We start from the raw sequence: 6493 nt of genomic DNA on the forward strand, positions 1-6493 counted from the left end.
ACTGATGAGTGCCATTCGCCATTGCATCGGTAGAACTTCTTTGAACCAGGATAATCCGTTCGACGTCGATTCCAAGATTGAACGATCTACCTTGTATCCATCAAGATCTCGCCTATGAATGACACGAGTCAAGAGGAATACGCAGGCGAATTGAACCAATGCGGATGTCACGAGCGTCCATGTCTTTATATCAAGCAAGAGGGATACCCAAACGACAACCGCACCACTCACCATTTGAATGAAGCGCATGCGATAAACGCTGTTGCGAAATCCAGCCCCTTCCAGGATTGCCATCAGAGGTGATAGTGCGACAGTAGCCGCAGCAACGACGCTGAGGCATAGGAGTGGCAGCCAATTCTCAGCAATAGCAGACTTGGATGACAGCATTTTCCAACCGAGCACCACGGCAGCTACTGCATAGACTACGCTCGCACCAAGGAACCAGTGGAACGATGCGCGGATCAACTGCCACATTCTGCATTTTGCAAGAGCTAGCTGTTCCTCATTCTTTGCGTTTCGAACCGCACTAATCAGATGGCCCGCTTGGCTGATCAATACATTCAGCAAACCCAATTCGAAGAACAACTGAATGGTCATGAGCGTAGACAAGGTGTAATACACCCCTTGCTCATCGAGCGTGAGAGATCGAATGATGAAAACCATCGTGATCGGCCCAGCCATTGCTTGCCAAATCCGTGCGGATAGAGCGTAGAGCAACGAGCGGTCGACCTGAAGCTTTCCAGCAAAACGACGCAAGACTGAAGACACTTTATTCCAAATCCCTGAACGGACGGGCTCCCAAAAGATCATGCACATTGGAATGCATGGATCCGTTCCGGTAAATAGGCGGACTCAGAGCGAGCATGCCCGATAGTCGATCTCGCTGTCAAGGCATTGTTCTCGGATCCGCTGCGGGATACTCGAGTCTGGTTTTATCTCCATAAAACCAGACTCGAAGGAATTCTTAGAAAAGCTGAAACCTTAATACTTCAAGTGAACGACGTTCTAGTTCAAGAGTTCATCAAGGGAGCTTCCGAATACATCGTCCTCTTCCTCTTCCTCAGGCTGCCCGAAGAAAGCCCAATCCAGGTCGTCGATCTCGATGGATGGCCCCAAATCGTTACCGAGCGAAGCCAAATAAGTATCGAGGCGAGTTGCGGACAAAGTTGTCGCATTTCTACTTGAACTTCCGCGAGTTGATGGTGTGGATTGATTTGCAGGACCAGAGGATATCGATCCAGCCGGCAACCACATATCGCTCGATTCTCCTTCACCTCCACCTTCTAGACCAGGACTTGTGGAATTCAAATGGTTGACAATCGTTAACACATCGTTCGAAGTGACCGCGCTGTCTCCATCAACATCGAGGAACGGAGGTGTCGGGAAATTGATCGGAAGCAAGAAGCCGGCGCCTCCCGAACTGTTGATGGCGTTCACAACAGCTAGAACATCGATTGCTGAAACGAATCCATCATTGTTCACATCTAACCGGTTCGTTGGATTCTGATTTGGATTCTTTCTGATTCGGATCATGTAGTCTTCCACTTCACCGTCGTCTGCATAGCCAGTCGCTTGAAGAATCTGGGTTGTGCTTAGTCGAACGCGGAGCGCGACATCTCGATCGGTAACTGCACTCGATGGAACTCGAGTGACCAATTGGCCTGCTACGAGATGCTGAACTGGAATCGTGTTGTCTCCATTTCGAATTTGTCCTTGAATTTGAATTTTCTCAGAGTTCTCGAAAACACCATTACCGTTGTAATCGACCCATGCATTGACGAACACAGGGCCTTCTGCTCCCTGGACGTTGGCAACAAACGACCCGGAATATGCGGCAGTCAGCGAAATGCTATGAATACCATCGTCTGAATCGAGATCAGGTACTTTTGCATCCGCGTCCGACGTCACGGTTGGGCCGAGTGAAAACCCATTGACTACTCGGTGGCGAGGACCGTTGTTAGCCTTCTTTGAAGCATAGACAGGATCTGGTGCATCACCATAGTCAAGCCCCTCCCCGAGGAAGATCGTTATTTGGGATGTTCCGTCCAACTCTGTAGCTCGCATCGGATTGCCGGCGAGATCTCGGACGCCAAACAATGTCTGTGCACCTGGACCGCCAACACCCTTAGCTCCTTCGATCAACAACTGAGAACCCAGCTGAAGAACCTGGATACCAGGCAAGTTTGCTGCATTGATAGAGTCGGCGAGCAGAGTGGCCATTTGAGAGCCAGACTGAACTTGTAACGCATCCACTTCAATTGGAATTGCAGCACCTCGACCAGGCGATCCAACAACCTGAAGAACCGTGTTTGTCGCTTGCAGCCGAAGATCGCTTTGTGCACCCACCGCAATAAAGCCACCAGGAGTTGAACTCGCTGTGAGTCCCAGTCCTGCACCATTGATTGCTGTGACGATTGCTGCTGCCAATCCGTCTGTCGTATTGGAGAAACCAACGCGGATGTTATTGGCACCAACGGTTCCGTTGCTATCAAACTCGAACACAAAGGTGGAGTTGCCCCGTTGCACAGAGAATGTTTGACCATCCGTGAATCCTAGAGGCAGACCGTTTGCAGTCGGAATTCGGAATCCGTAGGTCGGTTGAACACCCGTTCTTCCCGACTGAGCTATTCCGCTTGTCTCGGGGATCACACTAATCAGGTTGCTACCGAACATTTGAATCGAACCATTGCCCAGTGATTGCATTCGGACAATGAGACCGCTCGCAAGAACAGCAGCAACGACTTTTTCTGCAAGAACCGATGGTGGGTCTTGGCTTAAGAATGGGACAGCGATATTCGTCGGGCTAGACGTTTGGTTGTTGTCGAATTCAAAAGTGATTCTTCGGAAGCCGTCATCAATTCGGAAGATCGTTCCATCAATCGCTTGGTTCGTGAATCCGCTCGAATCGCGAGGCATTCGAAGGGTGATTCCTGTCTCCAGCTCAAAATAATGAGTCACATTCTCCGAATCGACAATCGTATAGGTCGCTGCATCATTGATCACCAACGGATCGCTGAAGGCGATTAGGGATTCGTTTCGATTGACAAATCGCACTTGGTAAACCGATTCGCTCTCCCAGATTCCCGCAAGCGGAGTCAAACGAATAATATTGCTTGTCGAATCGTATCCGAACCGATAATCCACTCCTTCAACCAGAATGTTGCCATTCTTCAAAAGTAAGATTGCATTGGAAGATACGGTTGTGCGATCAATACCGGTCCCTTGGGAGAAATTACCCAAGGCAGATGTATCGAGAACTTGAATGTCAAAGTGGCTCAAGCTCTTGGTGACGACTTCCACCGTCCCTAGAGCGGGGTTATTGTCGGTCCCAAGTGCATCATTGTCTCGTGGGTTGATTGCGATCGCAATCGGTCCGACGAAATCGGATCGATCTGCAGCACCTCGATCCTTGAATACTGATTCACCCAATCCAGGAGGAGCAGTGACCGACGGGTCATCCACTCGCAATTGGCCTGTGATGTCCGAAGCTGGAGCGATGATCGGCGAAGGCAACAATCCTAAAGGCTGCTTGACCGACAGAAGTGATGCACGATCGGGCAACGAATCCAACGATGCATCAATCGATCGAGAGCCTGGTTGAGGATAGAGATTGCCTGTTGAAGCGTCCGTGAACAAGGCCGATGTTGATGATGCAACGATCGGGAATTGCCCCAAGGTCGCAGAACCAGCAACATCTTGAGTATTGCGTTGGAATAACGTTCCACCCACCACAGTCGATGTGCTCGATGGATCAACAAAAATCCCTTGGTCGTTGTTCACAACGATATTGTTCATCAACGTTGGGCTTGCATTCGCTCCGACGCGAATCCCTGTGCCAGCGGCAGTGAATACGTTCGCTGGTCTGCTGGAAAGTGCGCCAACGGCGTCGATATCCGCGCCAACGGAATCACCGCTAGTCGCACCTTGATTGAATTCGTCGGTAAGACGAACGAAGTGCAATTGACTGCGAGCGTTGAATCCGAACGCGTCGAGGTCGATCAACCGACTGTTAAAGGATGCGGTACCGACCGGAATATAGGTCACGTTGTCGCTGCTAACTTCAACGCGAATATTTTCCGAGTTACCAACTTCATAAATCGCGAGATCCGGACGCGAATCGTCGGATCCTGTCAATATGTTGTCTGTGAACTGTAGTACCAACACTCCTCCTCGTCCCAGTGACACAACTCCTTGGTTCGCCAGTGGTTCGCCGATACCTGAATAGTTCGGTACCCCAAGAGCATTATCTGGAAGTTGCAATCCAGCGATCGGCAATGGACCGCCACCTGCCGTCGGAGTGTATCGCTCGACTCGATCGGCGAATGCGACACTACCGATAGAGTAGAAATCTCCTTCGAAGGAAGTAGCCGGCGCCGCCGCCACTCGTGTTACACTTCCACCAAGAATGGTGTTGTTGACTACTCTCGCAAAAGGCACGGAAGCCAATGGCAAATCGCCAGTCGAAGCGTCGCCAACAATATTGATGCCACCAGCAGTGTTGAAGGACAATTCATTGTTCACAACGACAGCTCCTGGAGCCAACCTGGAGTTATTCAATACGATGGTGTTTCGTACAGAGCCTGGACTCGGAGCATTAGAACCGGCGTCGCGAACATCTGCCTGAAGAACAATACCAAACCCGGAAGAATTGGATATTCTGGAGTTCTCGACGACGACCTGTCCCTGCTCTCGAGGAGTGTTCTTATCACCCGAGCCTGAGAACGATTCAGTATCACCTACGTTGGCAGGAACAGTCACGGTGACAGAGCCGACGAAAACCAACTCATCGGAGTTGGTACCAGTCGTGCTGCCGTCTGCCGAGATCGCACCAATTCGCAATACGTTTTGCACAACGTTCGAATTGATCAAGTCACGAACACGGGATGCGATGATCTGAGCGGACTCGCCAATCACTGGATTGAAAGGAACGCGAACGTGGCCAGCGCGGACTCCTCGTGCCGGTGAGCTCACTGGCAATGTGGTATCATCGAATTCGAACACCATCGAATTCACACCGTCGCTAATCGTCATGGTCTGTCCGTCAGCGATCTGCGTAGCATTATTGAATCGAACCGATTGATAGTTCGATTGCCCTTCGTTTGGTCCGAAAGCCCTGACCAAATCGAGTTGGACGGCGCTGGGCGGTGATGTAATGATTCGAGGAGCACCGTACTCTGTGCCTTGTCGAATCTCAAGTTGGTACGTTCCGCCTTGTGGACCAGTCGTTGGACCGGTGGATACAAATGTTGTGTCCGAACGCGATCCCGTCACTTGTTCACCGCGCTCTGCCAAGCCGATGATAAAGTCGTCGAGATACAGACCTTCGAAAGCGTTGTTCCGCGCACGGAACGCAGGTCGACTCAATGGGTCCAGATTGAATCCCTGGCCGTTGGTTCCCCATTCCGACAGAACATCTTCTGGACGGGATGTAGATACCGTGAATGGTCCAGGTGACGCAACCGTGGCACCCGTCATATCAATGAATATCCCCCGTCGAGCAAACGTGTCGAAATTTCCAGATGCCAGAGCTCCCTCCAACGCTCGCTTCACTTCTGTAGCAACCTGCTCCGATGTCATTCCTTGCGAAATGTATACTGGAACTGCACTGCTATCGGTCAACCCCGTAGTGCCGTTGAGCAACAAAGGTGAATTGGCCGGCAAAACAATGTCTTTGCCGCCGTCGATTTGAATTCGGTTGTTGAGAACACTGATGTTCAAGCGAGGCGTAACATCGATTGTCAAATCGTATTCACCTTGAGAACCACCGTTGGTGGTGCTGTTGGCAACCGATGCACTGTAACTATTGTTCGCCGAAGCAGAAACACCGACAAAATAGACGCCATCGGACGGTACTGTGAATTCGATTCGAGAATCGCGACTTCCACCAAAGTCATTGTTGAAGCTGAGTTGACGCCCCTCGCTATCAAAGATCCTCAAGAATGGATCAAGGAAAGAGCCAATCGTTGTAGCGTTCGCCGTTACAACAATCTGTGTACCCGCTTCCAAATTCATTCGAACGAGATCGACATCTCTATCTAAGGTGGGCGCTAATGAAGCATTGTCGCCAATCGCTCCCCTACCGTTGAAGACAAAAAATTCACTTCGAACTCCGACATCGAGAGCCCTGCTCAAAGTATCGGTTCCACCAAGTGGCTCGTTAAAGGCAACTGCTCGATTGGTCTTGGAATACGTTGCCGCTCTTAAGGCGTCATGGATCTTGAGGGCTAGTTCTGTGGGGGTGTCCGTAACATTGAACCGGATCAAGTTGCCAGCAGGCGCCGTTCCGGATCCATCCCAAAAGACAAAGCTTGTGCCATATACCGACATTGAATCCAGGTTTCGGATGCTGTTGCCGCTTGGAATCGTAACAGTGGAACCCATTTCGATTTCGAATTGTCTTCCATTGACGTTAAACGTCTGGCCGTCAGTCAATTGATTACCCGCAACCACTCGCATTTCAGGTCCGCGACCGCCGGTAAATGTGTCTCCCATA

Annotated in this window: 2 protein-coding genes; both read right to left on the minus strand. The window is 50.7% G+C overall.

Going from position 1 to position 6493, the window contains the following annotated elements:
- Nucleotides 1-810: hypothetical protein (locus ACIQ2L_RS13710; protein WP_396159787.1), on the minus strand; the 810-nt coding region annotated here is incomplete at its 3' end.
- Nucleotides 811-1005: 195 nt separating this feature from the next.
- Nucleotides 1006-6456: a GEVED domain-containing protein gene (locus tag ACIQ2L_RS13715; RefSeq protein WP_396159789.1), complete on the minus strand. Its 5451-nt coding sequence runs from the start codon at nucleotides 6454-6456 to the stop codon at nucleotides 1006-1008.
- Nucleotides 6457-6493 lie beyond the last annotated feature (37 nt).

It is taken from the genome of Flavobacterium sp. (genome assembly GCF_044369455.1).
Lineage (GTDB): Bacteria > Bacteroidota > Bacteroidia > Flavobacteriales > Flavobacteriaceae > Flavobacterium.